The sequence below is a fragment of the Streptomyces sp. NPDC057302 genome, assembly GCF_042667685.1.
In the GTDB taxonomy this organism is placed as follows: Bacteria; Actinomycetota; Actinomycetes; order Streptomycetales; family Streptomycetaceae; genus Streptomyces.
In genome coordinates this window covers 69,489-92,858 of sequence record NZ_JBHUZJ010000023.1, presented here as the reverse complement: position 1 = coordinate 92,858, position 23,370 = coordinate 69,489, and the positions used below count along the sequence as shown (strand labels likewise).

General features: G+C 70.6%; 21 protein-coding genes. 9 read left to right on the top strand and 12 right to left on the bottom strand.

Going from position 1 to position 23,370, the window contains the following annotated elements:
• Positions 1–75: 75 nt before the first annotated feature.
• Complete coding sequence (locus ACFUPX_RS18715) at positions 76–1,023, top strand: hypothetical protein (protein ID WP_383323146.1); 948 nt, start codon at positions 76–78, stop codon at positions 1,021–1,023.
• A 16-nt stretch (positions 1,024–1,039) separates the two neighbouring features.
• Here the strand turns inward: ACFUPX_RS18715 and ACFUPX_RS18710 are convergent, their stop codons facing one another.
• Entirely contained in the window at positions 1,040–1,462 is a 423-nt protein-coding gene (locus tag ACFUPX_RS18710; RefSeq protein WP_383323143.1) for a Rieske (2Fe-2S) protein, read from the bottom strand.
• Positions 1,463–1,654: 192 nt separating this feature from the next.
• On the opposite strand from ACFUPX_RS18710, the gene ACFUPX_RS18705 reads away from it, so the two are divergent.
• The gene (locus ACFUPX_RS18705; protein ID WP_383323140.1) at positions 1,655–2,584 is read left to right on the top strand and encodes a carbohydrate kinase; all 930 of its coding nucleotides are present in this window, start codon (positions 1,655–1,657) and stop codon (positions 2,582–2,584) included.
• A 6-nt stretch (positions 2,585–2,590) separates the two neighbouring features.
• Here ACFUPX_RS18705 and ACFUPX_RS18700 read toward each other — a convergent pair whose 3' ends face one another.
• The gene (locus ACFUPX_RS18700; RefSeq protein WP_383323137.1) at positions 2,591–3,445 is read right to left on the bottom strand and encodes a helix-turn-helix domain-containing protein; all 855 of its coding nucleotides are present in this window, start codon (positions 3,443–3,445) and stop codon (positions 2,591–2,593) included.
• Positions 3,446–3,547: 102 nt separating this feature from the next.
• Here ACFUPX_RS18700 and ACFUPX_RS18695 point away from each other — a divergent pair, with 102 nt between their 5' ends.
• Complete coding sequence (locus ACFUPX_RS18695; RefSeq protein WP_383323134.1) at positions 3,548–4,123, top strand: YceI family protein; 576 nt, start codon at positions 3,548–3,550, stop codon at positions 4,121–4,123.
• On the opposite strand, the gene ACFUPX_RS18690 is transcribed toward ACFUPX_RS18695, so the two are convergent.
• Positions 4,120–4,890 (bottom strand): crotonase/enoyl-CoA hydratase family protein, encoded by a 771-nt coding sequence (locus ACFUPX_RS18690; protein WP_383323131.1) that lies wholly within the window; start codon positions 4,888–4,890, stop codon positions 4,120–4,122. The genes ACFUPX_RS18695 and ACFUPX_RS18690 overlap by 4 nt on opposite strands.
• Before the next feature lie 115 nt (positions 4,891–5,005).
• Entirely contained in the window at positions 5,006–8,041 is a 3,036-nt protein-coding gene (gene uvrA, locus ACFUPX_RS18685) for an excinuclease ABC subunit UvrA (RefSeq protein ID WP_383323128.1), read from the bottom strand.
• 223 nt (positions 8,042–8,264) lie between these two features.
• On the opposite strand from uvrA, the gene ACFUPX_RS18680 reads away from it, so the two are divergent.
• Together ACFUPX_RS18680 and ACFUPX_RS18675 are read left to right on the top strand one after the other, a co-directional pair.
• Positions 8,265–8,990 (top strand): maleylpyruvate isomerase family mycothiol-dependent enzyme, encoded by a 726-nt coding sequence (locus tag ACFUPX_RS18680; RefSeq protein ID WP_383323125.1) that lies wholly within the window; start codon positions 8,265–8,267, stop codon positions 8,988–8,990.
• A 10-nt stretch (positions 8,991–9,000) separates the two neighbouring features.
• Positions 9,001–9,657 carry an MBL fold metallo-hydrolase gene (locus tag ACFUPX_RS18675; RefSeq protein WP_383323122.1) on the top strand — a complete coding sequence of 219 codons (657 nt, stop codon included), beginning with the start codon at positions 9,001–9,003 and terminating at the stop codon, positions 9,655–9,657.
• Positions 9,658–9,676: 19 nt separating this feature from the next.
• On the opposite strand, the gene aroQ is transcribed toward ACFUPX_RS18675, so the two are convergent.
• Complete coding sequence (gene aroQ, locus ACFUPX_RS18670) at positions 9,677–10,138, bottom strand: type II 3-dehydroquinate dehydratase (RefSeq protein ID WP_363314384.1); 462 nt, start codon at positions 10,136–10,138, stop codon at positions 9,677–9,679.
• Positions 10,139–10,307: 169 nt separating this feature from the next.
• Here aroQ and ACFUPX_RS18665 point away from each other — a divergent pair, with 169 nt between their 5' ends.
• The gene (locus ACFUPX_RS18665) at positions 10,308–11,570 is read left to right on the top strand and encodes an MFS transporter (protein ID WP_383323199.1); all 1,263 of its coding nucleotides are present in this window, start codon (positions 10,308–10,310) and stop codon (positions 11,568–11,570) included.
• A 25-nt stretch (positions 11,571–11,595) separates the two neighbouring features.
• Here ACFUPX_RS18665 and ACFUPX_RS18660 read toward each other — a convergent pair whose 3' ends face one another.
• The 7 genes from ACFUPX_RS18660 to ACFUPX_RS18630 form a co-directional block, all read right to left on the bottom strand.
• Complete coding sequence (locus ACFUPX_RS18660) at positions 11,596–12,693, bottom strand: calcium:proton antiporter (RefSeq protein ID WP_383323118.1); 1,098 nt, start codon at positions 12,691–12,693, stop codon at positions 11,596–11,598.
• Positions 12,694–12,726: 33 nt separating this feature from the next.
• Positions 12,727–13,029, bottom strand: a complete 303-nt coding sequence (locus tag ACFUPX_RS18655; protein ID WP_383323115.1) for a hypothetical protein — start codon at positions 13,027–13,029, stop codon at positions 12,727–12,729.
• 83 nt (positions 13,030–13,112) lie between these two features.
• The gene (locus ACFUPX_RS18650; protein WP_383323112.1) at positions 13,113–14,102 is read right to left on the bottom strand and encodes a TerC family protein; all 990 of its coding nucleotides are present in this window, start codon (positions 14,100–14,102) and stop codon (positions 13,113–13,115) included.
• A 299-nt stretch (positions 14,103–14,401) separates the two neighbouring features.
• Positions 14,402–16,351 carry a TerD family protein gene (locus tag ACFUPX_RS18645; RefSeq protein WP_383323109.1) on the bottom strand — a complete coding sequence of 650 codons (1,950 nt, stop codon included), beginning with the start codon at positions 16,349–16,351 and terminating at the stop codon, positions 14,402–14,404.
• A gap of 46 nt (positions 16,352–16,397) precedes the next feature.
• Complete coding sequence (locus ACFUPX_RS18640) at positions 16,398–16,976, bottom strand: TerD family protein (protein ID WP_383323106.1); 579 nt, start codon at positions 16,974–16,976, stop codon at positions 16,398–16,400.
• 134 nt (positions 16,977–17,110) lie between these two features.
• Positions 17,111–19,249 carry an excinuclease ABC subunit UvrB gene (gene uvrB / locus ACFUPX_RS18635; protein ID WP_383323103.1) on the bottom strand — a complete coding sequence of 713 codons (2,139 nt, stop codon included), beginning with the start codon at positions 19,247–19,249 and terminating at the stop codon, positions 17,111–17,113.
• Between the two features lie 40 nt (positions 19,250–19,289).
• Positions 19,290–20,159 (bottom strand): MHYT domain-containing protein, encoded by an 870-nt coding sequence (locus ACFUPX_RS18630; protein ID WP_383323100.1) that lies wholly within the window; start codon positions 20,157–20,159, stop codon positions 19,290–19,292.
• Between the two features lie 249 nt (positions 20,160–20,408).
• Here ACFUPX_RS18630 and ACFUPX_RS18625 point away from each other — a divergent pair, with 249 nt between their 5' ends.
• The 3 genes from ACFUPX_RS18625 to ACFUPX_RS18615 all read left to right on the top strand — a co-directional run bounded on the left by ACFUPX_RS18625 (position 20,409) and on the right by ACFUPX_RS18615 (position 23,314).
• Entirely contained in the window at positions 20,409–21,305 is an 897-nt protein-coding gene (locus tag ACFUPX_RS18625) for a glycerophosphodiester phosphodiesterase (RefSeq protein ID WP_383323097.1), read from the top strand.
• Positions 21,306–21,409: 104 nt separating this feature from the next.
• Positions 21,410–21,988, top strand: a complete 579-nt coding sequence (locus ACFUPX_RS18620; protein WP_383323095.1) for a methylated-DNA--[protein]-cysteine S-methyltransferase — start codon at positions 21,410–21,412, stop codon at positions 21,986–21,988.
• Between the two features lie 63 nt (positions 21,989–22,051).
• Positions 22,052–23,314: an MFS transporter gene (locus ACFUPX_RS18615; RefSeq protein WP_383323092.1), complete on the top strand. Its 1,263-nt coding sequence runs from the start codon at positions 22,052–22,054 to the stop codon at positions 23,312–23,314.
• The last annotated feature ends 56 nt before the right edge of the window (positions 23,315–23,370 follow it).

Genomic DNA, 23,370 nt, shown 5'->3' with positions numbered 1-23,370 from the left:
GCCCACCTGGTGGCCCGCTCCGACCGGTGCGTACGCCCGGACGGCCGATGTGAATGTTCACAGAAGGGTCCTGCGATGCGGCACGGAACACAGCTCGCGGACGGCGCGCCCGCCGACCTGGAGGCCGCGCTGCGCACCGGCCCCTTCCACGTGGCGCTGCGGGCCGCGATCGCCGCACGGCGCCTTCCCCTGCAACGCGTACGGCACCATCTCGCGCGCCAGGGCGTCAACGTCGGGGTGACGAGCCTGAGTTACTGGCAGCAAGGTGCGCGGCGCCCCCAGCGCACCGAGTCGCTCCGTGCCGTGCGCGCCCTGGAGGAGATCCTCGGGCTCCCCGAGGAGTCACTGATCCGGCTCCTCGCCAAGCCCTTCGACCAGCCCGACTGCGAACGTCCCGCCGCCCGCTCCTACCGCTCCCTCCTGGAGGCGTCCGACGTCGTCCAGGACCTGATCGCCGAGCTCGGCTCACCGCTCGACGGCGGCCTGCACACCGTCGGCCACCACGAGCGGGTGCGGATCGGCGGGCGCCGCGAGCTGCTCGGCCGCGACTCGCAGCACGTCGTGCGCGCCCACCGGGACGCCGTGGACCGCTACCTCGCGATCTACCGCGGCGACCCCGGCTGCGTACCGGAACACGTCGGCGTGCGCGCCCTGGAGAACTGCCGCACGGGACGCGTGCGCTGGCACCACGAGACGGGGGTGCTCGTCGCCGAGCTGCTGTTCGACGCGCGCCTGCGCGCGGGCGACACGCACCTGTTCCGCTACGGCTTCGAGGACGGCACCGCGGGCCCTGCCACGGAGTACTTCCGGGGCTTCACCTTCGCGGGCGGGCAGTACGCGCTCCAGGTGCGCTTCGACGAGGGCGCGCTGCCCGTACGCTGCCACCGCTTCGCCCAGCATTCGGCCGCCGCGCCGCGCGGCGGACGCCAGGAGCTGACACTGAGCGGCAGCCACCGGTCGGTGCACCTGGTGGAGCCGCAGGTGCGGGCGGGGATCCTGGGGATCGCGTGGGACTGGGAGTGACCGGCCGTGCCGATCGTCAGCCCGCGATGATCTTGCCCTTCGCGACCTTGACCGGCAGCTCCGAGAGCGGGTTGACGGCCGGGTCGTGCAGCACCTTGCCGTTGGTGGCGTCGAACTGACTTCCGTGGCAGGGGCAGATGAGCTTGTGCCCCTCCAGCTTGTTGATGGGGCACTTGGCGTGCGTGCAGATCGTGCTGAACGCCTTGTACTCGTCGTCCGAGATACGGCTCACGACCACGTTCTCGTCGGTGTAGAGCTTCGAGGCGCCCACCTTCACCTCGTCGGACCCACCGAGGTCCGTCGGCGCGGTCGGCGCCGAGCGGCTGGCACCGCCGTCACCGCCGCCGGACGAGCAGGCCGTGATTCCCAGGCCGGCGGCCGGGGCGAGGGCGGCTGCGCGCAGCACCGTGCGGCGGGCGGGGGGCGGCGTGCCGGGCATGGAATCTCCACAGGTCAGGCGCTTCGGTGACGGATCAGACCATACCGGTGGGATGCCGCGTGCCCGCGTTGGGCGCGACCGTGCCCGAGTGCCGCCCGCGCAGGGCCTGGCCCGCCGCGAAGCCCTAGCCTGTGGCGGAAGCCGGGGACACGACCGCCCGAGCCACGACCGCAGAGCCGAGAGGAACCACCCGTGATCGTCGTCGCCGGAGAGGCCCTGATCGACCTCGTCCCGCAGGAGTCCACCGGCGCTTCTGGCACGGGTGACGCCGGGCTGCCCGCGCTCGCCCCGCGGCTCGGCGGCGGACCGTACAACACCGCGGTGGCCCTCGGCCGTCTCGGCTCCCCCGTCGCCTTCTGCTCGCGGATCTCGGCGGACGCGTTCGGCGACGCGCTGGTGGACGGGTTGCGGGGCGCGGGCGTCGACGTGTCGTACGTCCAGCGGGGCGCCGAACCGACGACCCTCGCGGTGGCCTCGATCGGCGCGGACGGCTCCGCCGGTTACTCCTTCTACGTCGAGGGCACGGCGGACCGCCTCTTCAGGGCCCCGGAGCGGCTGCCCGACGGCGTACGCGCGGTGTCGTTCGGCACGTGCTCGCTGGTCCTGGAACCGGGTGCGAGCGCGTACGAGGAGCTGATGCGCGGGGAGTCGGCGCGGGGTGTCTTCACCGCCCTGGACCCGAACATCCGGGCGGGTCTGATCCCGGACGCGGACGCCTACCGGGCCCGGTTCAAGAGCTGGCTGCCGTCGGTCGCGCTGCTCAAGCTGTCGGAGGACGACGCGAGTTGGCTCGGCGGTACGCCACGGGAGTGGCTCGCCTCCGGCCCCGGCGCGGTGGTGATCACGCGGGGCGGCAGCGGTCTCACCGTCTTCACGCGGGACGGCGGGGAGTGGTCGGTGCCGGGCGAGCGGGTCGACGTGGTGGACACCATCGGGGCGGGCGACACGGTCAACGCGGCCCTGCTGCACGGGCTTCGCGCACGGGACGCCTTGTCCGTGGAGGCCCTCTCCGGGCTCGGCGCGGACCGCTGGGGCGAGGTCCTGCGCTTCGCGGCACGCGCGGCCGCCGTCACCGTGTCCCGCGCGGGGGCGGAGCCGCCGTACGCGCGGGAGGTGGACTGAGGCCGGTCAGCCCGTCACCGCGCGCAGGCCGCCGGGCTGGCGGCCGTTGAGGCGGTCGAGCGCGGCCGACGTGGCTTCGTCCGCCGGCAGGTGGACGACCAGGCGCTGGCCGTCGGCGTCGGGCAGCGTCAGCGTCTCGTAAGAGAGCCGCAGCGCCCCTGCCTCGGGGTGCGCCACGCGTTCGACGCCACTGAGCCGGGGCAGCCGCGGCACGACCGTCATACGGTCGGTGAACGGCGCACCGGCGATGACGGTCAACTCGTCGGCGAATACCTCGGCATGCGGATCGGCGAGCATGGACTGGGCCCGGAACAGGGCGATCTGCTCGTCGGCGACGCCGTCCCAGTCGGGGTAGGCGGCGCGGGCCCGCTCGTCGGTGAACAGGAACCGGATGAGGTTGGGCCGCTCGTCGTCGAGGAGACCGGTGGGCCCCGCGATCCGCTCATAGCCCGAGGTGTACGCGAGGACGTCGCTCAGCCGGTTGAACAGGACGGCGGGGGCGGGCTCCAGGCGGTCGACGAGCGCCCGCACGGTGGGGCGAACCGCACGGGACGGCACGCTCGCCGTCGGGCAGCACGGATCCCCGCTCGTCTCCTTCTCCAGGCGGCGCAGGTGGAAGCGCTCCTCCACGGACAGCCGCAGGGCGTCCGCGAGCGCCCCCATCACCTGCGGGGACGGGTGGCGGTCCCGCCCCTGTTCGAGCCGGGCGAGGTACTCGACGCTGACACCCGCGAGCGTGGCGACCTCGGAGCGGCGCAGGCCGGGCGTGCGGCGCCGGGGGCCGGTGGGGAGCCCCACTTCGGCGGGCGTGACCGCTTCACGGCAGGTGCGCAGGAAGGTACCCAGCTCGTTGTCGCTCACCGGCCGAACGTACCAGCAGGCATCGGACCGGATCGTGGCCCTGTCACTACCAGTCTCGGCCCGGCCTTCCTCGGGCGCGGGCGGCCTCCCATCGTGGACGGCATGACTTCTGACACGAGCACCGCCACCGCGAAGAGCGCGCTTCCCCTCCCCGCGGGGAGCTGGGAGATCGACCCGTTCCACTCCGCCGTCAACTTCACCATCCGCCACCTCGGGATCTCGAAGGTGCGGGGCCGGTTCTCGGAGGTCACGGCCGGTCTGGTCGTGGGCGAGAGCGCCGCGACGTCGTCGGTGACGGCGACCATCGCCCTGGCGTCGATCGACACCGGCAACAAGGACCGGGACGCGCACGTCCGCGCGCCGGACCTGCTCGACGTCGAGCGCAGGCCCACGATGACGTTCCGCTCGACGCGGGTCGTCGGCGAGGACGACGAGTGGAGCCTGGAGGGCGAACTGACCATCGGTGACGTCACCAAGCCGATCACCCTCGCCGTCGAGTTCGGCGGGCTCCAGGCTTTCCCCGGCGACACCCGGCGTCATGCGGGGTTCGAGGCGACCGGGGAGATCAGCCGCAGTACCTACGGGCTCGACTTCGGTGCCGGGCTGCTCGGTGACGTGGTGAAGATCCAGCTCGACATGCAGTTCCTGGAGCCACAGGCCGCGCCCGCCGAGGGTTAGCCCACGCCGTCGGTGAAGGCGCCGTGCCGCCCCTCCCCCGCGGCGAACCTGGCCGCGCCGTCCGCCGCGTCGGCGAGGGACCGCAGGCCGTGGCGCAGTTCGCCCGCCATGGCCTCCTCCTCGGTGAGGCCGCCCTGTTCCCGTACGGAGAGCCGGTCGTGGCGCAGGCAGGTCTGGGGGAACGCGGCGATCTCCGCGGCGAGGCGTTCGGCCGCGGCGCGGGAGGTGCCCGGCGGTACGGTCCGGTTGACCAGGCCCATCGCCAGCGCCTCGGCGGCGGGGACGGGGCGGCCGGTGAGCACGAGGTCCATGGCCCGGCTCTCGCCGATGAGCCGGGGCAGCCGTACCGTACCGCCGTCGATGAGCGGGACGCCCCAGCGGCGGCAGAAGACTCCGAGTACGGCGTCCTCGTCGGCGACCCGCAGATCGCACCAGAGCGCCAGCTCCAGGCCTCCGGCGACCGCGTGTCCGGAGATCGCCGCGACGACGGGCTTGGAGAGACGCAGCCGGGTCGGCCCCATGGGACCGTCACCCTGCTCCGCCACCTCGTTCCCGGCGGGCGTCCCGATGGCCTTGAGATCCGCACCGGCGCAGAAGGTGCCGCCCTCGCCCCAGAGCACGGCGACGGCCGCGTCGGGGTCCGCGTCGAAGGCACGGAACGCGTCGGCGAGGGCGCGGGCGGTGGGCCCGTCGACGGCGTTGCGCACGTCGGGCCGGGACAGCACGATCGTGGTGACGGGGCCTGCGCGTTCACTGCGTACGGTCATGCGCCCAAGCCGACCACGTGAACGGGCCGCCGGACAAGGGAACTTGTCCGGCGGCCCGTTCATGGACGCGCGTCCGAAGAGCCATGACGCGTCCGCGGACACGCACGGCCGACCGTCAGCTCTTGCGGGCCTTGACCGCCTTCTTCGGAGCAGCCTTCTGAGGGGCGGCCTTCTTGGCGACAGCCTTCTTGGCCGTGGCCTTCTTGGCCGGAGCCGCCTTGGCTGCGGTCGTCTTGGCGGCGGCCTTGACCGCCGCCGTCTTCTTCCCCGTCGCGGCGGCGGCGACCCGCTTGCGCCCCTGCGAGGGCACGGGCGAGGCGAGGACGTTCTGCAGGAACTTGCCCGTGTGGCTCGTCGGAACCCCGGCGACCTCCTCCGGCGTGCCCTCGGCGACGACCAGACCGCCGCCGTTGCCACCCTCGGGGCCCATGTCGACGACCCAGTCCGCGGTCTTGATGACGTCGAGGTTGTGCTCGATGACGATGACCGTGTTGCCCTTGTCGACCAGGCCGGAGAGGACCGTGATCAGCTTGCTGATGTCCTCGAAGTGCAGACCGGTGGTCGGCTCGTCCAGTACGTAGACGGTCCGGCCGGTCGAGCGCTTCTGGAGCTCGCTCGCCAGCTTCACGCGCTGGGCCTCGCCTCCGGAGAGGGTCGGCGCGGACTGGCCGAGCCGGACGTACCCGAGGCCCACGTCGTTGAGCGTGCGCAGGTGGCGGGAGATGGCCGGCACCGCCTCGAAGAAGTCGAGCGCTTCCTCGATCGGCATGTCCAGGACCTCGGCGATGGACTTGCCCTTGTAGTGCACGTCCAGCGTCTCGCGGTTGTAGCGCGCCCCGTGGCAGACCTCGCAGGGGACGTACACGTCCGGCAGGAAGTTCATCTCGATCTTGATCGTGCCGTCACCGGAGCAGTTCTCGCAGCGACCGCCCTTGACGTTGAAGGAGAACCGGCCGGGCAGATAGCCGCGGACCTTCGCCTCCATCGTCTCCGCGAACAGCTTGCGGACGTGGTCGAAGACTCCGGTGTACGTCGCCGGGTTCGACCGCGGTGTGCGGCCGATGGGCGACTGGTCGACGTGCACGACCTTGTCGACGAGGTCGTCGCCCTCCACGCGCGTGTGCCGCCCGGGGACGGACCGGGCGCCGTTCAGCTCGCGCGCCAGGTGCGTGTAGAGGATGTCGTTCACGAGCGTCGACTTGCCGGAGCCCGAGACGCCCGTGACGGCGGTGAGGACGCCGAGCGGGAAGGAGACGTCGATGTCCTGGAGGTTGTTCTCCCGGGCGCCGTGCACCGTCAGCTGACGGGCCGGGGTCGTGGGGCGGCGCAGCTCCGGCACCGGGATCGACTTCTTGCCCGACAGATACTGCCCGGTCACCGAGTCGGGATTGGCGAGCAGCTCCTTCATGGAACCGCTGTGCACGACCTTGCCGCCGTGCTCGCCCGCGCCGGGGCCGATGTCGACGACCCAGTCGGCGACCTTGATGGTGTCCTCGTCGTGCTCGACGACGATGAGCGTGTTGCCCATGTCGCGCAGGCGCACGAGGGTCTCGATCAGGCGGTGGTTGTCGCGCTGGTGCAGGCCGATGGACGGCTCGTCCAGTACGTAGAGCACGCCGACGAGGCCCGAGCCGATCTGGGTGGCGAGGCGGATGCGCTGGGCCTCGCCTCCGGAGAGGGTGCCCGCCGCGCGGTTCAGCGAGAGGTAGTCCAGGCCGACGTCGACCAGGAAGCGCAGCCGTTCGTTGACCTCCTTCAGGACGCGCTCGGCGATCTTCTTGTCGCGGGCGCCCAGCTTCAGCTCGGCGAGGAAGTCCGCGCAGTCGCTGATGGACATCGCGGCGACCTCGGCGATGGACCGGCCCATGACCGTGACGGCCAGGACGATCGGCTTGAGGCGCGTGCCCTCACAGGTGGGGCAGGGCACCTCGCGCATGTAGCCCTCGAAGCGCTCGCGGCTCGTGTCGCTCTCGGCCTCGCTGTGGCGGCGCTTGACGAAGGGGACGGCGCCTTCGAAGGCGGTGGTGTAGACCCGCTCGCGGCCGTACCGGTTCCTGTAGCGCACCTCGATCTGCGTCTTGTGGCCGTTCAGGAGGGCCTTCTTGGCGCGCTGCGGGAGACCGGCCCAGGGCATGTCCGTGGAGAAGCCGAGGGCGTCGGCGAGGGCTCCGACGAGCCGCGCGAAGTAGTCCTTGGTGTGGCCGTGCGACCAGGGGTGGATGGCGCCCTCGTCGAGCGACTTGTCCTCGTCCGGGACGATCAGCTCGGGGTCGACCTCCATGCGCGTACCGATGCCCGAGCAGTCCGGGCAGGCGCCGAAGGGCGAGTTGAAGGAGAAGGAGCGGGGCTCGAGCTCCTCGAAGGACAGGTCGTCGTACGCGCAGTACAGGTGCTCCGAGTACATCCGCTCGCGCTCGGGGTCGTCCTCGGGGAGGTCGACGAAGTCGAGCACGACCATGCCGCCGGCGAGACCGAGCGCGGTCTCCACGGAGTCGGTCAGGCGGCGCTTGGCGGAGTCCTTCACCGTGAGGCGGTCGATGACCACCTCGATGGTGTGCTTCTCCTGCTTCTTCAGCGTGGGCGGCTCGGAGAGCTGGATCGTCTCGCCGTCGACCCGCGCGCGGCTGTAGCCCTTGGTCTGGAGGTCGGCGAAGAGGTCGACGAACTCGCCCTTGCGCTCGCGCACCAGCGGCGAGAGGACCTGGAAGCGGCTGCCTTCCGGCAGCTCGAGGACCTTGTCGACGATGGCCTGCGGCGACTGCCGGGAGATCGGGCGCCCGCACTCGGGGCAGTGCGGCTTGCCGATGCGCGCGAAGAGCAGGCGGAGGTAGTCATAGACCTCGGTGATGGTGCCGACCGTGGAGCGCGGGTTGCGCGAGGTCGACTTCTGGTCGATGGAGACCGCGGGCGAGAGGCCCTCGATGAAGTCGACGTCCGGCTTGTCCATCTGACCGAGGAACTGCCGGGCGTACGAGGAAAGCGACTCCACGTACCGCCGCTGACCCTCGGCGAAGATCGTGTCGAACGCGAGCGAGGACTTGCCCGACCCGGAGAGCCCGGTAAAGACGATGAGGGAGTCACGCGGGAGGTCGAGCGAGACGTTCTTGAGATTGTGCTCGCGCGCGCCACGGACGATGAGACGGTCGGCCACGCCGGTCCGCACCTTTCTTGAGAGAAGTGACAGGGGCGGGACCCCCGTCATTCACAGACTAGGGCGAGCCACTGACAACGCCGGGACGGATGCCCTGGGTGATAACAAACCCGGACCACCAAGAATGCCCGATGCCGCCCCCGACCATATAGCACGTGCATTCGATTTGCGGTGCTGCTCAGACACCTTCACCCGAACGTGTGGCGCGACTATCGTCGAGCGCATGATTGATCATGTGCGCGACCTGGCGTCTGTACGTGACGCGACCGACCGGCTGCTCACAGCAGCCGCGAAACTGAACAACGATTCGACCGCGGAGCCGTCACGCCTTCCGGGCTGGTCCCGCGGTCACCTCCTCGCCCACGTCGCCCGGAACGCGGACGCGCTCGTCAATGTCCTCGCCGGACGGCCCATGTACGTGAGCGGCGACGCGCGGGACGCGGACATCGAGCGGGACGCGCCCCGGCCACTGCCCGAGCAGCTTGTGGACGTACGCGAGAGCGCGGACCGCTTCCAGGACGAAGGGGCGAAGGCCGCGGACTGGTCCCGCACCGTGGAGCTGCGCAACGGCGTCACGGACTCGGCGGCGAACGTGCCCTTCCGGCGGTGGATCGAGGTCGAGCTGCACCACGTGGACCTGGGGATCGGCTACGAGCTGGAGGACCTCTCGGAGGAGTTCACGCAGCGGGAGATCAACTTCCTCACCAGCCGCTTCCGGAACGCCCCGGGTCTGCCCGCGCTGCTCATCAAGCAGGACGACGGCCGGGGGCAATACACCGGACGCGTCGAGGGCGCCACTCTCGAACAGATCAAGAACGGCTACCAAACCCCCGTGGACATCACCGTCAGCGGTCGCCAGGCCGACATCCTCGGCTGGCTCGCGGGCCGTCGCGACGGCTCCGCGCTGACGGCCGAAGGCGGCCTCCTGCCCTCCCTGCCCCCGCTATAGGCTGAGGAACATGACGTACAGCGGAGCAGTGAAGGTCGGCGGCGGTGCGGACGTGCACGAGCTGCGGGACCTGATGATCTCGAAGGTCGCCGTCGGCCCGATGGACAACAACGCCTACCTGCTGCGCTGCCGGGCCACCGGTGAGCAGCTCCTGATCGACGCGGCGAACGAGGCCCCGACGCTGCTCACGCTGATCGGTGACGACGGCATCGCGTCCGTCGTCACCACCCACCAGCACGGCGACCACTGGCAGGCCCTCGACGAGATCGTCGCGGCGACCGCCGCCCGCACCTTCGCGGGCCGCGAGGACACGGTCGGCATCCCGGTGCCCACGGACGTCCCGCTGGTGGACGGCGACACCGTGCAGGTCGGCCGGGTCTCGCTCACCGCGCGCCACCTGGTGGGCCACACGCCGGGCTCGATCGCCCTCGTGTACGACGACCCGCACGGCCACCCGCACGTCTTCACCGGCGACTGCCTCTTCCCCGGCGGCATCGGCAACACGCACCAGGACCCGCGGGCCTTCGAGACCCTGCTGCACGACGTCGAGACGAAGATCTTCGGCACGCTGCCGGACGAGACCTGGGTCTATCCCGGCCACGGGAACGACACCACGCTGGGCACCGAGCGCCCGCACATCGCGGAGTGGCGCCGGCGCGGTTGGTGAGCGCGTACGCCGCCGGGGCTCAGGCCGCGCCGACCAGCGCGGCCACCCGCTCCACGGCGAACGCGTACCCCTGCACACCGCACCCCGCGATGACGCCGTCGGCGCGCTGGGAGACGTACGAATGGTGCCGGAAGGCCTCCCGCTGATGGATGTTGGAGATGTGGACCTCCAACACCGGCATTCCGTCACAGGTGTTGAGCGCGTCCAGGATCGCGACCGACGTGTGTGAATAGGCCGCCGGGTTGATGACGATCCCGGCGTGGTGCTCGCGCGCCTCGTGGATCCAGTCCACCAACTGACCCTCGTGGTTGCTCTGCCGCAGGTCCACGGTGCCGCCGTGCGCCGCCGCCGCCTTGGCGCACAGCGCCTCGACGTCGGCGAGGGTGTCGGAGCCGTAGATCTCCGGCTGGCGCTGACCGAGCAGGTTCAGGTTGGGGCCGTTCAGGATCATGATCGGGGCGTTGGCAAGAGTGCGCGTCATGCCGTCAGCGTACTGAGGAAGCCCCCGCGTACCGAGGAAGCCCCCGCACCTCCGCACGCCCCCGTAACCGGCCGTCACAGCGGGTAGTTGACGCGGCATGCGCAAGACCCACTCCCCTGCCGACTCCCCTGCCAGCCGTCCTGCCGAATCCACTGCCGGGACTCCATCTCTGCCACGGCTCGCGGCCGCCTCGCTCGCCGGGACCGCCATCGAGTTCTACGACTTCTTCATCTACGGGACGGCGGCGGCTCTCGTCCTCGGGCCCCTGTTCTTCCCGACCTTCTCGCCGCTCGCGGGAACGCTTGCCGCCTTCGCGACCTTCGGAGTGGGCTTCGTGGCGCGGCCCCTGGGGTCCGTCCTCTTCGGGCACATCGGTGACCGGCGCGGGCGGCGGCCGGTGCTCGTCGGCTCGCTGCTCCTGACGGGTCTGGCCACGGTCGCCGTCGGCTGTGTGCCCACGTACGACTCGATCGGGACGGCCGCTCCGGTGCTGCTCCTCGTGCTGCGGTTCCTGCAAGGGCTCGGGCTCGGCGGTGAGTGGGGCGGGGCGGTGCTGCTTACCGCCGAGCACGCACCCGCCGAGCGGCGCGGGCTGTGGGCGAGCTTTCCGCAGATGGGGCCCTCGCTCGGCTTCCTCCTCGCCAACGGGATCATGCTGGTGCTCTCGGTGACCCTGACGGACGCGCAGTTCGCCTCCTGGGGGTGGCGGGTGCCGTTCTGGGCCGCGGGCGTGCTCGCGGCGGCCGGGCTCGCGCTGCGTACGTCCCTCGCGGAGAGCCCGAGCTTCCTGGAACTGCGGGAGCACGCGCGCGTGCCGCTCGCCGAAGTGGTGCGCGACCACTGGCGGCTCGTGCTGCTCACGGCGGGCGCGCTCTCCGTCGGGTACGCCGTGTTCTACGCCGTGACGACCTGGTCCCTCGCGTACGCGGTCGACCGGCTCGACGTGAGCCGTACGGTCATGCTCGCCTGCATCATGGCGGCGGTCGTGGTGAAGGGCGCGCTGACGCCCGTGGCCGCCATCCTCGGCGACCGGTACGGGCGGCGGCCCCTGTGTCTGCTGGGCTGCGCGCTCTCCGCGCTCTGGATGTTCCCGATGATCGCCCTGCTCGCGACCGGTGAGCCGCTGCTGATGTTCCTCGGCTTCCTGGTGGCGATGCTCGCGTTCATCACGATGTTCGCCGTGATCGCCGCGTATCTGCCCGAGCTGTACGAGCCCCGGGTGCGCTGCACGGGAGCCGCCGTGGGCTACAACCTGGGCGGGGTGCTCGGCGGTGCGCTCACCCCGATCGTGGCGACGGCGGTGGCGCAGGGCGAGGGCACGCCCTGGGGCGTCGCGGCCTATCTGACGGCGGTGGCGCTGCTGAGCCTGGGCTGTTTCGCCCTGCTGCCCGAGACGCGGCCCGTTCCGGAAGCGGCCCCCGTCACGGCGTGAGCGCGAGCGGGTTCCGGTCGCGTGCTCACGGCGTGACCGCGAGCTCCAGGTATGCCGCGAACAGCACCAGGTGGACCCCGCCCTGCAGAAGCGTGGCGCGCCCCGGCACGACCGTGAGCGTGCCGACGATCACCGTGAGCGCGAGCAGCACCATGTGGGTCGGGCCGAGCCCGAGGACCAGTGGCCCGGAGAGCCAGACCGAGGCGACCGCGACGGCCGGGATGGTCAGGCCGATGCTGGCCATCGCGGACCCGAGCGCGAGGTTGAAGCTGGTCTGCACCCGGTCCCTGCGGGTGGCCCGCACCGCCGCGATCGTCTCCGGGAGCAGCACGAGCAGCGCGATGATCACGCCGACCACGGAGTGCGGCATGCCGGCGCTCTCCACTCCGGACTCGATGGTCGGCGAGACCCCCTTGGCCAGGCCGACCACGCCGATCAGGGCGAGGGCGAGCAGGCCCACGCTGATCAGGGCGGTGCGGCTGGAGGGTCCCGATGCCTCCTCGGAGTCGATCACCTCGCCCTTGCGGGTGATCGGCAGGAAGTACTCCCGGTGGCGCACGGTCTGCGTCGTCACGAAGAGGCCGTACAGGACGAGCGAGGCGAGGGCGGCGAAGGTGAGCTGCGCCGTGGAGAACTCCGGGCCCTGCTTGGTCGTGGTGAAGGTCGGCAGGACCAGGCTGAGGGTGGCGAGCGTGGCGACGGTCGCGAGGGCGGCGCCGGTGCCCTCGGGCTGGAAGACGACGACGCGGTGACGCAGGGCGCCCACCAGGAGGCAGAGGCCGAAGATGCCGTTGCAGGTGATCATCACGGCGGCGAACACGGTGTCGCGGGCCAGTGTGGCGCTCTTGTCGCCGCCGTCGGCCATGAGGGTGACGATCAGCGCGACCTCGATGATCGTCACGGCGACCGCGAGGACGAGCGAGCCGAAGGGTTCACCGACGCGGTGCGCGATCACCTCGGCGTGGTGGACGGCGGCGAGCACCGCCCCGGCGAGCACGAGCGTCACCACGGCCACGACCACGCCGGGCACATCGCGTCTCCAGGTGAAGGCGAGCAGCACGACGGCCAGGACCGGCACGGCCGCGGTCCACCGTGTGGCGAGCGTCCGGAGCCGAGTGATCATGTCTTCGATGCTGCACCGGGCACCGGGGCCCCGCTACTTCAGGTCTGTCATCTCCCGTACGTCGCAGTCCGTGAAGGACGGCCCGCTCGTGCACATCGCGGTGAGCCGCTCCGCCGTCCGCGCCGTCTGAGGAGCTTCGCTGTTGCGCCGCGCGTCCTCGGCCGAGGCGAACTCGAGCACGACGAAGAAGCGGCGGGGGTTGCCCCGGTCCTGCAGGACGAGGCGGTGCGTGGGGCCGCCCTCGCGGCCCGTCGCCTGCTGGTCATCCTGCTCGATCACGGAGCGCATGTCGTCGATGCGGTCGGTCTCGAACTCGATCATCTGGACGAACTTCATGCGTCCAAGCAAGCACGGGGTGTGGCCCGCGGCAATCCGCCGCGGGCCACACCCCGTGCTGGTAACTCCTACGTCCGATGCCGTCAGGCGCCGATGCTGTCCTTCGGAGTCTCGTCGGCCGCCTTCTCGGCGGCTTCCTTCTTCGCCTGCTTCTTGGTGGCCATGAGGCTGGTGATCGTCGTGATCACCAGGACACCGCAGATGACGCCGAGCGAGACCGGGATGGAGATCTCGGGGACGTGCACACCGTTCTCGTGCAGGGCGTGCAGGACCAGCTTCACGCCGATGAAGCCCAGGATGACCGAGAGGCCGTAGCTGAGGTGGACCAGCTTCTTGAGCAGTCCGCCGATGAGGAAGTACAGCTGGCGCAGACCCATCAGGGCGAAGGCGTTCGCCGTGAAGACGATGTACGGGTCCTGGGTGAGGCCGAAGATCGCGGGGATCGAGTCCATCGCGAAGAGGATGTCGGTGGTGCCGATGGCGAGCATGACGATCATGAGCGGCGTCATGATCTTCTTGCCGTTCTTCTGGATGAACAGCTTGGTGCCGTGGTACTGGTCGGCGACGCCGAACTTCTTCTCGGCGGCCTTCAGGAGGCGGTTCTCCTCCCACTCCTCTTCCTCGTCACCGGAGCGCGCCTCCTGGATGAGCTTCCAGGCGGTGTAGATCAGGAACGCACCGAAGATGTAGAAGACCCAGGAGAAGTTGGCGATGACCGCGGCGCCGGCGGCGATGAAGATCGCTCGCAGGACGAGCGCTATCAGCACACCGAACAGCAGCACCCGCTGCTGGAGATGGCTGGGCACCGAGAACTTCGCCATGATCAGGATGAAGACGAAGAGGTTGTCGACGCTGAGCGACTTCTCGGTGATGAAGCCCGCGAAGAACTCACCGCCCGCCTGGCCGCCGCCCCAGATCAGCAGGCCCACTCCGAAGAGCCCGGCAAGGGCGATCCAGACACCCGTCCAGATTCCGGCTTCCTTGATCGATACGTCATGCGGTTTGCGGCCGATGAAGAAGTCGACCGCGATCAGGGCACACAGACCAAGAATGGTCAGTACCCACAGGGTCATTGAAACGTCCACTGCGCCTCCGGCGTCGTACGGCTACTGATCAGCGTCGTCGCTGCCGGAGGTCTCTTCCACCCGAGGCGGCTCACCGCCCCGCGGGCCGACGCCCCGGGACCGATGGCGGTCCGTATTGACGGGTACGTCGCGTTCGGGAGTACTCCCCTCCGCTGCAAGAAGAGTACGCGAAACACCAAGGTTTGGTAAAGGGGGATCCAAACAAGAGCCAAAAGGCCAGGTCAGCCGGGGCCAAAAGTCGCTTTACCGGCCGTGGGCCCGACGGCTCACGCGGCCCGCCCGCACGGTCAGCGGCCGCCCGTGCGCCGGGCGTGCGCGACCTGGTTCAGCACCTGTTCGAGCACTCGGCTGCCTGGGGGTGCCATCGGTGGTTCGTACGTCCACGCATGACCCACCCAGGGGTCGGCGAGGTGGTCGTCGGCCACCGGGGTCAGGCGCAGGAGCGCGCGCCAGAGCGGGTCGAGCAGCGGGCCGTACTCGGCGGCGTCCTCACGGTCGGCGACCAGCATCAGGTGCACGCCGACCGCGGGGCCCTCGTCCGCGAGGTAGCGGAGCTGGGTCACGGCGCGGTCGTCGAAGCCGTGCGGGAAGTCGTTGACGATCAGGAGCTGCTCGGCGGTGTCCAGGTCCGGCGGCAGCGCGTCGGATGCGCCCGCGCGGATCGCCATCTGCACCAGGTCGACGCGCTGGGTGAGCTTGGCGAGCACCGCCGAGACGCCCGCCGCGCCGGCGGCCGGAGCCTCGCCGAGGACGCCCGCCGTCACCAGCGGGGAGAGCGCGCCTGCCGCGGAGCCCGCCGCGTCGATGACGTGCACCGTGAACTCGCCCGCCGGATAGACGGCGAGCAGCCGCGCGGCGTGCGCGACCGCGCTGTCCATGGCGAGGCGGCGCAGCTGGTCGGTGTCGGCCAGGGTGTCCGTGCCGGACGAGCGGCCGCTGTCGATCCACAGGCCGCGCTCCAGGGGCAGCCGGACCAGCATGGGGATGCGCAGGTCGGGGCGCTCGGGCAGGTGGAGGTCGCCGAGGCGCAGCGCCATGGGGATCTCCATGGGGGTGCGGTAGGCGTGCCAGACGGGGCTGTCCCAGCCCGCGTACGCCAGGGGCAGGGCGGGCTCGACGACCTCGGACTCGGCGGCGAGCTGGCCGAGGTCTCGGTCGAGGGCCACCCTCGCCCGGTCGACGAGGAGGCCGTGCTTGGTGCGGGCGGCCTCGCGGGCGACGTCTCCGGTGTTGCCTATGCGGCTGCGCGGGTCGGAGAGGGCCTTGTCGAGCTCCTGGTCCATGCGCGACTCGGCGAAGTCGACGGCGCTTCGGTACGCGGCCGTGGTGCGGGCCAGGTCTTCGAACATGCCCCACACCTGGTTGTAGAGGCGCTCCTCCAGGGACCAGCCGGTCGCGTCGCCCGCCACGGGCTGGGCCGGCCTGCCCGGTTCGGCGGGGGCCGCGGTCGGCGGGGGCGAGGGCGGGGCGGTGGTCTGGCGGCCGGGGTGGGTGTAGTTGACGGGGCCGCCGGCGGCCGGGCTCGCGTCGCCCGGCTGGTGGGTCGCCGGGGCGGGCTGCGGCGGCTGGGCGGCGGCCGTGCTGTCCGGGCCCGGTGCTCCCGGGCCGGGGGCGGCGCTCTGGCCGCTCGTCCGCACGCGGGCCTCGTCCGAGGGGCGGGGCGGCGGCGCGGCCACCGAGCGGGCGAGGCCCTGGGCCACCGCTTCGTTGATCGTGGCCGCCAGTTCGTGGGCCTGCGCGAGGCCCTGGTCGGTGAGCATGTCCGCGAGACCGCCCGCATACCCCTGGCCGACGGCGCGCACCTTCCACGCGTCCTGCCTGCGGTAGAGCTCCAGGGCGACGACGGCGGACTCGGCGTCCAGGTCGGTGATGGTGTAGCTGGCGACCTCGGAGCCGTCGAGTCCGGTGACGGCGACGAAGGGGGCGGCGAGGGAACCGAAGCTCACCGGTCCCCCGACGCCGACGGGCAGCGCGAGCAGGACGTTGACCCGGTGGACCGCTTCGGGCACGGCGCCCAGGTCCACCGCGAGGCGGTGGTCGGCCGCTGCCTGCCGGGGCACTTCGAGCCCCGGCAGCGTGGGCGAGCCGGGGTGGGCCACCCACTCCGTGCCGCGCACCTTGCCCTGGTCGTCGCTGAGCGTGGCCCCCGCCACGATCGGCTTGCCGACCGAGACCCGGATCTCCAGACGGGTCTCGGGAAGCGGGTGGTTCTGCCCCCGGACCAGCTCGGCCGTCATCGCCTTCGTCCCCCTCGTGCCCTCTGTACCTACTGGTGCCGCGCGACTACAGCTGCGGCAGGATCGACGGCATCAGGTCCTGGAACGTACGGCCGTTGGCGGGAGTGCCGATGGCCGTCATCTGCCAGCCCGTGCCCGCGCGGTGGACCTTCGCCATGATCTGCGCGGTGTACTGACCGCCGCCGTCGAGTGTGTAGCGGGCGAGCTCCTGGCCGTTGGTCTCGTCGACCAGGCGGCAGAACGCGTTCTGCACTTCCTGGAACGTCTGGCCCGTGAAGGAGTTCACCGTGAAGACGATCTGGTCGATGTGGACCGGGATCCGCGCCAGGTCGACGAGGATCGCCTCGTCGTCCCCGCCCTGGCCGACACCGCCGACGAGGTTGTCGCCGGTGTGCCGCACGGAACCGTCGTCACTGACGAGGTGACGGAAGAACACGACGTCCACCGGCTGCTTGTCGGCGAACAGAACCGCCGAGGCATCCAGGTCGACCTCGCGCGTGCGGGTGCCGAACAGGCCGCGCCTCGGGGCCGCCTGCCAGCCGAGCCCCATGCGCACCGCGGTCAGGGCGCCCCCGTCGTCCTTCTGCAGGCTGATGGCCTGACCCTTGGTCATGTTGACCGTCACGCGCTGTCCCCTCTCGAACTGCCCTGGGCAACCGCCGGTCTGTGCGGTTGCCCAGCACCCTACGCAGAGGCACTGACAGTGCCGCAGTGCGGGAAGCACTTTGTGTCGGTCTTGCAACACACCAGGCAGTACGCCTAGGCCTGCCCCGCCTCCCTCATCTGCCTGAGCTCCTTCTTCATCTCCGACACCTCGTCACGCAGCCGTGCCGCGATCTCGAACTGCAGGTCGGCGGCGGCCGCGCGCATCCGCGCGGTCATCTCCTCGATCTGCTCGGCCAGTTCGGCGGCGGGACGGTCCGTGGGGACCTTCTCGGCGGCCTTGCCCTTGGCGGCCTTCTTCGCCTTGCCGCCGAGCGCGGGCACCGGCGTCTTGGCGGCGGCCTTCGCGTCGCCGTCCTTCGACTTGCGGTAGTCCGTGCCGAGCAGCTGCTCGGTGTCGACCTCCTCGCGCGCGATCGCCGACACGATGTCGTTGATCTTCTTGCGCAGCGGCTGGGGGTCGATCCCCTTCTCCTTGTTGTACGCGATCTGCTTCTCGCGGCGGCGGTTGGTCTCGTCGATGGCCTGCTCCATCGCCGGGGTGACCTTGTCCGCGTACATGTGGACCTGGCCGGAGACGTTTCGGGCCGCGCGGCCGATCGTCTGGATCAGCGAGGTGCCGGAGCGCAGGAAGCCCTGCTTGTCGGCGTCGAGGATCGAGACCAGGGAGACCTCGGGCAGGTCGAGTCCCTCACGCAGGAGGTTGATGCCGACCAGGACGTCGTACTCACCGGCGCGCAGTTCGCGCAGGAGCTCGACGCGGCGCAGGGTGTCGACGTCGCTGTGCAGATAGCGGACCTGGATGCCCAGTTCGAGGAAGTAGTCGGTCAGGTCCTCGGCCATCTTCTTGGTGAGCGTGGTGACCAGGACGCGCTCGTCCTTCTCGGTGCGCGTGCGGATCTCGTGCACCAGGTCGTCGATCTGCCCCTCGGTGGGCTTGACCACGACTTCCGGGTCGATGAGGCCGGTGGGGCGGATGATCTGCTCGACGAAGCCGTCGCCGCGCGAGAGCTCGTACTTCCCCGGGGTCGCCGAGAGGTAGACGGTCTGGCCAATGCGGCCGAGGAACTCCTCCCACTTCAGCGGGCGGTTGTCCAGCGCGGACGGCAGCCGGAAGCCGTGGTCCACCAGGGTGCGCTTGCGCGACGCGTCCCCTTCGTACATCGCGCCGATCTGCGGGACCGTGACGTGCGACTCGTCGATGACGAGGAGGAAGTCCTCGGGGAAGTAGTCGATGAGGGTGTTCGGCGCCGAGCCGGGGTCGCGGTCGTCGAAGTGCATCGAGTAGTTCTCGATGCCGGAGCAGGAGCCGATCTGGCGGAGCATCTCCAGGTCGTACGTCGTGCGCATCCGAAGGCGCTGGGCCTCCAGCATCTTGCCCTGCTTCTCCAGCTCGGCGAGGCGCTCGGCGAGCTCCTTCTCGATGCCGGTGACCGCCTTCTCCATGCGCTCCGGGCCCGCCACGTAGTGCGAGGCCGGGAAGACGTACAGGTGGTCGTCGTCGCTGATGACCTCGCCGGTGAGGGGGTGCAGCGTGGAGAGCGCCTCGATCTCGTCGCCGAACATCTCGATGCGGACGGCCAGCTCTTCGTAGACCGGGAAGATCTCGATGGTGTCGCCGCGGACCCGGAAGGTGCCACGGGCGAAGGCCATGTCGTTGCGGGTGTACTGGATGTCCACGAAGCGGCGCAGGAGCTGGTCGCGGTCGATCTCGTCGCCGACCTTGAGCGAGACCATCCGGTCGACGTACTCCTGCGGCGTGCCGAGGCCGTAGATGCAGGAGACGGAGGCGACCACGATCACGTCACGCCGGGTGAGCAGCGAGTTCGTCGCGGAGTGGCGCAGGCGCTCGACCTCCTCGTTGATCGAGGAGTCCTTCTCGATGTACGTGTCCGACTGAGGGACGTACGCCTCGGGCTGGTAGTAGTCGTAGTACGAGACGAAGTACTCCACCGCGTTGTTCGGGAGGAGCTCTCGGAACTCGTTGGCCAGCTGGGCGGCCAGCGTCTTGTTCGGCGCCATCACGAGCGTGGGGCGCTGAAGCTTCTCGATCATCCACGCGGTGGTGGCCGACTTGCCGGTGCCGGTCGCGCCGAGCAGGACTACATCCTTCTCACCTGCGCGAATGCGCCGCTCCAGGTCGGCGATGGCCGCCGGCTGGTCGCCGCTTGGCGTGTAGTTACTGACGACCTCGAAAGGCGCCACCGTGCGTTCGATCTTGGATACGGGCCGCATGGAACCCACCGTACGACCCCGCACTGACAACGGGGTCCGATCACCAGCTCTGCGGCGTCCTGGGGCCGGGGCGCTGCGGGGGCCTGCGGCCCGCGCGGGGGTCGTGCCGGTCGCCCGAGCGCGGCACGGGGTAAGGGGGGTGCTGCCCCTGGGTGGCGCTCTGGAGGTCGGCCTTGCCCATCACCATCAGCGGGTCGAACATCACGATCACGCCCGCGAGGAGCAGGAAGGCGAGCGGGCCGATCATCATGGGCGCGAGCAGCTCGGCGGGTGAGTCCCCCGCGACCGGCGCCGCCGACGACGAGCCGTGCAGATGGACGCTGAGGGCGGCCATCCCCACGTAGTGCATGCCGCTGACGGCGAGCCCCATGACCAGGCTCGCGCCCAGGCTCCAGAGGAAGCCTCTGACCTGCGCGGCCGCCCACAGGGCCGCACAGGCAGCGACGACGGCGATCACCACGGACGCGGAGACGGTCAGGGTGTTGTACTCCAGCGTCCCACGCAGACGCATTCCGGCCATTCCCAGATAGTGCATGGAAGCGACACCGAGGCCGGTGATCGTTCCGCCGGTGAACAGTGCCGCCCCGGTCGCGCCGCGGTAGCCCACGATGAAGATCCCGACGCCGACCATGACGATGGCGACGGCAAGACTCGCGAAGGTCAGCGCCTTGTCGTAGTGGATCGGGGCTTCCTCGACGGTGAAGCCCATCATCGCGATGAAGTGCATGGTCCAGATGCCGGACCCGATCGCCGCCGACCCGAGTGCGAGCCATCCTGGTCGCCAGGAGTGCGCGACGAGGAGCGACCTGGTCGTGCAGCGCAGGCCGAGCGCGCCGCCGAGGCACGCCATGAGGTATGCCGCCACAGGTGTGACCAGTCCATAACTGAAACCGTCGACCGTGCCCTGCATGCGCGGTAACCCTTCCGCCTGTTGTGTCCAAATGCTCGGGATTGCCCCCAAGTGGCCCCGGCCAACCGTCTACTGACAGGCCATGGGCTGACGCAGAGAGTAAAGCTCACTGCGGAACTTGCGAACGATTTTCCGGGAAAGAAACCCGGTTGTCTCCGTTCAACCTGTGGCCATCCTGCACCTGTCTCGCGTTGGCCGTGGACTGTCACTCTCATCCGGTCCGTGCCCGTACATCACGAGGAGTCACCGTTGTCCGCACGCGTTGCCGCTGCCACCACCGCCGCTCTTCTTGGAGCCGGTGCACTCGTCCTCCCATCCGCCACCGCTCACGCCGCCGACCAGCCGTCGGCGCAGAGGTCCGTCTCGCACGACAGACCCGTGGTCGTCGCGCACCGGGGCGCTTCCGCCCTTGCGCCCGAGAACACTTTCTCAGCCATCGACAAGGCGGCTGACATGGGGTTCCGCTGGGTCGAGAACGACGTCCAGCGCACCAAGGACGGCGAGCTAGTGATCATGCACGACGACACGCTCGCGCGGACGACGAACGTCGAGCAGCTCTTCCCCGGCCGCGCGCCGTGGAAGGTCGCGGACTTCACCGCCGCCGAGATAGCCAAGCTGGACGCGGGCAGCTGGTTCAGCCCCAAGTACGCGGGGCAGCGGGTGCCGACGCTGAAGCAGTACATGAACCGGGTTTCGCGCAACCACCAGAGCCTCATCTTCGAGTTCAAGAAGCCCGAGCTGTACCCGGGCATCGAGAAGCAGGGTCTCGCCGTCCTGCGCAAGACGGGCTGGCTGGACCGCCACCACGTCAAGAGCAAGCTCGTCATCCAGAGCTTCAGCGCCGACAGCGTCAAGAAGGTGCACAAGCTGCGGCCCGACATCAAGACCGGCTTCCTGGGCACGCCCAAGGTCGCCGACCTGCCCGAGTACGCCAAGTTCTCCGACCAGATCAACTCGACGCACGGCTCCATATCCCGTGAGTACGTCGCCGCGATCCACTCCCTCAAGGGCCCGCACCGGGGGCGCCTGGAGATCTTCACCTGGACCGTGAACGACGCGGCCGCCGCCAAGCGGGTGGCGGGCTTCGGGGTGAACGGCATCATCACGAACACGCCCGACGTGGTGCGCAAGGCCCTCTCCGACTAGCACCGACTGGCACCGACCAGCACTGACCAGCACTGACCAGCACTGACCAGCACCGGCAGGCTCGGGCGACGGCGTTGTCAGTGCCCGGTCGTACGGTGGTCCACATGAACGCCAAGGGGCAGCACGGGCAGGACCGTCCGGACCAGGACGACCTGCGGCAGGTGGTGTGGGCCGTCGTCGCGAGCGACATCGGCCCGCTGCTGCTGGCCGCGACCGAGGACGGTCTGGTCAGCGTCGTCTTCCACGCCACGGACGACGTGCGCGACAAGGCACTCGAGCGGCTCGGCTCCCGGCTGGGGGCCGAGCCGCTCGAAGCACCCGGCTCCCCGCTCCTGGCCGAGCCCATACGCCAGTTCGCGGCCTACTTCGCGGGCGAGCGGCACGCCTTCGAGCTGCCGCTCGACTGGTCGCTGATCTCCGGGTTCAACCGCCAGGTCCTGCGCGAGCTGACCGCCGTTCCGTACGGCGCCGTCGTGGGGTACGGCGACCTGGCCCGCCGCGTCGGCCAGCCCGGCGCGTCCCAGGCGGTCGGCATGGCGATGGGCGCCAACCCGCTGCCGGTCGTGGTGCCCTGCCACCGGGTGGTCGAGAGGGACGGCGGCATCGGCGGTTTCGGCGGCGGCGTCGAGACCAAGCGGCAGCTCCTCGCCCTGGAAGGAGTGCTCCCGCAGCCGCTCTTCTGACGCTCACAGCACACCCCGGACAACTCTGTTTCCCGCGTACGAACGTCCTGGCACACTGCGTCAGTGACTTCGACCGTCGACGCTCCTGACATACCCGCGCCAGAGGCCCTGCCCGCCCTGCGCCACCGCACCACCGCGGTGCTGGTCGCCAGTCAGATTCTGGGCGGTCTCGGGGTGCCGATCGGTATCGCGCTGGCCCCGATGCTCGCCACCGAGGTGAGCGGGACGGAGGCGCTGTCCGGCCTCGCGCCCACCGCGTCCGTGGCCGGCACGGCCCTGCTCTCGCTGCCGCTCGCCGCCCTGATGACGTCGCGCGGACGGCGGCCCGGCCTCGTCCTCGCGTATCTGATCGGCGCGCTGGGAGCCGGGCTCGTGGTACTCGCCGCCGTCGTCGAGAGCTTCCCCCTGCTGCTGCTCGGCATGGCGGGCTTCGGTGCGGGCTCATCGGCCAACCTCCAGGCCCGCTTCGCGGCGGCCGACCTCGCCGAGCCCGAGCGGCGCGGCCGTGCCATCTCCCTGGTCATCTGGGCCACCACCATCGGCTCGGTCCTCGGCCCGAACATCGCCGCGCCCACGAGCCGCGCCTTCTCCGGCACCTCCATACCCGAGTCGGCGGGCCCCTTCCTCTTCGCCGCGGGGATCTTCGCCGTCGCCGGTCTCGTGGTGGCGGTCCTGCTGCGGCCCGACCCGCTGCTCACCGCCCGCGCACTCGCCCCGCACGAGAACCAGTCCGCGCAGAGCCGTTCGCTGCGGGCCGGTGTCGCCGCGGTGGCCGCGTCGCCGATGGCCCGGCTCGCCCTGGTGACGGTGGCCGCCTCGCACACCGTGATGGTCTCGATCATGGTCATGACCCCGGTCGACCTGGGGCACCACGGGGCGAGTCTGCAACTGGTCGGACTGGTCATCAGCGGCCACATCGCGGGCATGTACGCGCTCTCGCCGCTGATGGGCTGGCTCTCCGACCGGTTCGGGCGGCTCTCCGTCATCGGCCTCGCGGTCGGCCTGCTGTGCTGCGCCGCGCTCCTCGCCGGCACCGCGGGCCCCAGCCACGGCCAGACCGCCGCAGGTCTCTTCGTCCTCGGCCTGGGCTGGTCCGCGGGCCTGGTCTCCGGCTCCGCGCTGCTCACCGACTCGGTGCCGCAGCCCGCCCGGGCCGCCGTGCAGGGCCTGTCGGACCTGACCATGAACACGGCGGCGGGCATCGGCGGCGCGGCGGCCGGCCTGATCGTCGCCCAGGCGAGCTACGGCTGGCTGAACCTCATCGGCGTCTGCGTACTGCTGCCGCTGGCGGCGCTGGCGTTGCGGCGGACGCTCAAGCGGGGTTGATGCGGGGAGCCGTGACTCGGGTGGTCGGCGCTTAGCGCCGAGGCCCGGGGTCAGCG